This is a genomic window from Acetobacter sp. DsW_063 (genome assembly GCF_002153745.1).
In the GTDB taxonomy this organism is placed as follows: domain Bacteria; phylum Pseudomonadota; class Alphaproteobacteria; order Acetobacterales; family Acetobacteraceae; genus Acetobacter.
In genome coordinates, this window is record NZ_JOPL01000135.1 from 1 (window position 1) to 3,532 (window position 3,532).

Sequence of the window (3,532 nt, forward strand, 5' to 3'; positions counted from 1 at the left end):
CGGACGCTCGGCCGGACGCAGGAAAATCGGCAGTGTGGCGGGTCCGTGATTTTATGAAAAACCTCGGCGTCTGGCGGGCCGTCGAGTTTTCCGTCGAGGACGGCGACCCTTTCTTCAACATCAACACCCTGCATGATCTGACCTTGGCCCGCACGCGCAGGCAAACCTTATGCATCGATACGAAAAACGTCCGGTCATGACGAATTCTTCCCAAAACTCTTACGATCCTGCGTTCTGGAGAAGCGTCGCCCGGCTGGGCGGCGACTCACACGACGCGCGCAGACTGGCGATAGCGGACGAGACGCCGCTCTCACTGATTTACAGCGGCGTCCCCTATTCGGTTATGATGGTGACGCCCAGCGACATCGAAGATTTCATTATCGGCTTCTCGCTGACCGAGGGATTGATTTCGGCGCCTGACGAGGTCGCTTCAATACAAATTCGCGACGGCGTAGACGGTCTTATCGCCGAAATCGCGACATCGGGCGCGGCGATGAAAACCGTGCTCGCGCGCCGCAGGAGCATGCCGGTTCGAAGCAGTTGCGGCGTCTGCGGCGCCGAAGATACGGACGCGCTCATGCGCCCACTGCGTCCCGTCACCTCTCCCGCACTGAGGGCTGCAGCAGTCGCACGGACGCTTACTGAGCTACGCGGCAGGCAGATTCTTAACAGAGACGTTCATATGCTGCACGCTGCGGCCTGGTCGACTCTCGATGGCGATATCGTTCTCGTGCGGGAGGACGTTGGAAGGCACAATGCGCTCGACAAGCTGATCGGGGCGATTTCGAGAAAAAATCTTGATATGTCAGATGGATTTTGCACGATAAGCAGCCGCTGCTCGTTCGATATGGTGCAGAAATCGGTCGCGGCAGGGATTGGCGCTCTGGTCGCCGTGTCCGCGCCAACGGAGCGAGCCGTGAAGCTGGCCGAGCAGGCCGGTCAAACGCTGGCGGCGCTGGCGCGCGGCGACGACGCGTGGGTGTTCACGTCGCCCGACAGGGAAGGCCCCGGCGTTTAAAGCGTCATCCGATCAGAGGGAAGCCTCTGGCCCGATCACGATGCTCGCCAGGACAACAAGCCGGAGCCTGGTCCCTGAACCGGCGCAAACAGTTAACGCTCCAATACGTCATTCGCTGTTGCAACCGGATAAAAATGTCCGCACAAGCCAAGCACTGGTCCGCGAATGGATCACGCCCTACAGCATCGGCGCGTCGGCGCCGGTCAATTCACGGCGAATGATCTTCATCGGCACCAACCCGGAAGATAACAACCCGTCATGAAACCTCTGCAAAGAGAATGAGGCCCCGTCTCGCTTCCGCATATCCTCACGCAGATGCAGGATCATCAGCTTTCCCAGCAGATACGAGTAATATCCGGGATCGGCCGTACCACGACGCGCTTCTTTGTACGCCATGACGGACGATTGATAACATTCGCGCTGCATCATTCCGGTCGCGTCCTTCAGGGACATTCCCTGCGTGTGCATGCCAAAAGCCGCAAGGAAACGGCAGTCGCGAAGAAGAGCGTCCTGCAACTGCGCCAGATGCAGTCTGGCGTCCTGAGCGTGGAAACCCTGCTCGACCATCATCTGCTCGGTGTAATGCGCCCATCCCTCTGTCGTGGAATAGGACTGTGCTCCCTTCCGCGTCAGGGTCCAGTCAGGGTTGGCGCGCAGGTACAGGCCCTGCACGAAATGCCCGGGCATCGCTTCATGAACCGTGATGTTCAGGAGCGAAGGCGTGTTGAAATCCTCCAGGGATTCCTCAGCCTTTTTCGCATCCAGCTTAGGATCGATGGGCGTCACGTAGTAAAACGATGTCGTCGCCTTCGTCTCGAAAGCGCCCGGCCAATCCGTCGCTGCGGTAATCAGGGAGCGTTGGAAGCTCGGCGTGTCCGTCACGACCGGCAAAGTGGCGTTGGGCAGCGTCACGATGCGATGCGTCGTCACGAAGCTCTGGGCGTCCTTCAACTGATCGCGCACCAGTTGGTTGAGCGCGTCAGCCGCGACGTGGTCCTTGCGGATTTCGACGAGCGCGTTTTTCGGGTGGGATGGATCGACCTCTCGTTCGGCCTGATGGAACGCGATCTGGTCGCGCTTCAGTTGCGCGCGGCCCGCAGCGATCACCGTATCGAGCGGAGCATCCACCATATCCGCCGCCAGCATCCCCTTCATCGTATCGGCGCCGAGCGCGAAACCGCCGGACGGCTCGATGTTTTCAAGCTTCGTTCCAAACGTATGCAGAGCGTCAAGCACGCTGGCGGTGCTGGCCCGTAGCTGCGCCTGCAACGCAGGGTCCTTCACCCCGGCGAAAGCCTCGGGCACGTTGTCTTTTACGAAAGACACGGCTCCGTCGAGATCTTCTTTGGAAATTTCGATGAAGATCGCTGGAACCTGCGTAAGCTGGCTTTCGCCTGTCGCCAGCATCGCAGGGATCAGCTTTTCCCGCGCTATGACGTTCTTCATACGCTCCGAAAGCGGCGCAAAGTCCCGATCAATCAGGCTGTAGAGCGCATTGGTGGCGAGCGAAATATAACTGTCAGGATTATGCGCGTAGGGCTGGATACGCTCGTTCGAGAGCAACTCGCCATTGATCTCGGCGACGAGGACGTCCCTGTCGTCCTGACGCCGTTGAGGCAGGCTGGAGACGTCAAGCGCGGTCAGCGCATCCTTTTCACGATGCAGGCGCGCCGTCTGCGCGACAGTCGCAGCGACGGAGACGTCGTCCAGTTCGCCATCGGCATTGTGGACGCCAAGCAGGGTCGAAGAAACCGGGCTCGCCGCCCACTCGGCGTCAAAATGCGCTTTCTCGATTGCATCGAGTGTGGACGAGGCCGGTGTCGCGGCATGAGCGGCTATACCGATCATTGAGACCGTCACGGCCAGAAAGATGCGCCTGACGGCGCGTGGTGCATGCGTGTTCATGGGGCGCACGATATCTGCGGCGCAACTCTGTGCAAAGCGTGCGCCAGGCTTCAGGAGGCGACGCACTCACCAATCGTCGCGCGCTTCGTATCTAAGTCACAACCGGCGAAATTTTTTATCTGCATACGAATGGTTGCAACCGGATGGAAATGACCGCGTCAATGCCGAATAGAAATGCCTTCTTTCGCGTGTCTGCCATGTTGTGAGGCCTGTGAAGCCGATAGGCGAAACAGGTCTCACAACACGGGCTCCAGGCTGACTAGGGGCTTACGAAAAGGAGATGGGCCGCTTTTGCCCTTCATCCCGGACATGCAAGTGGCTGTGACAATTGTATGAAAGCCGACATTGCTGAACGAACCACGATAGACAAAGCTTGGGATTTTCTGGTCGTTCTTATGCGCCTTGTTCAGCGGTAGGTTCTTAACCAATACCTTACACCCGATGCTCGACGAAATGGCTACGCATAGTAACTGCAACTCGGGGCCGTTAACCGAAGGGCACCTTACCTCCTCCGTTTCCGCAATCGGCCTAGTTGCATTGTGGTTATGAGTCTCAGATCTGGGTTCAGGACCTATTAATTTATTGAACTGAGCGAGAAGCTGTGATTCA

Annotated in this window: 3 protein-coding genes; 2 read left to right on the forward strand and 1 reads right to left on the reverse strand. The window is 58.4% G+C overall.

Translation table 11 applies throughout. The features are described from left to right. Both HK28_RS14080 and fdhD read left to right on the forward strand, forming a co-directional pair. Window positions 1-200 (forward strand): hypothetical protein (locus HK28_RS14080; protein WP_369823667.1); only part of this gene is annotated, 200 nt, incomplete at its 5' end. Then, entirely contained in the window at window positions 197-1,018 is an 822-nt protein-coding gene (gene fdhD / locus HK28_RS13220; RefSeq protein ID WP_086645003.1) for a formate dehydrogenase accessory sulfurtransferase FdhD, read from the forward strand. The genes HK28_RS14080 and fdhD, both read left to right, overlap by 4 nt. Window positions 1,019-1,195: 177 nt before the next feature. On the opposite strand, the gene HK28_RS13225 is transcribed toward fdhD, so the two are convergent. Then, window positions 1,196-2,989: a DUF885 domain-containing protein gene (locus HK28_RS13225; RefSeq protein WP_233140553.1), complete on the reverse strand. Its 1,794-nt coding sequence runs from the start codon at window positions 2,987-2,989 to the stop codon at window positions 1,196-1,198. Between the last annotated feature and the right edge of the window lie 543 nt (window positions 2,990-3,532).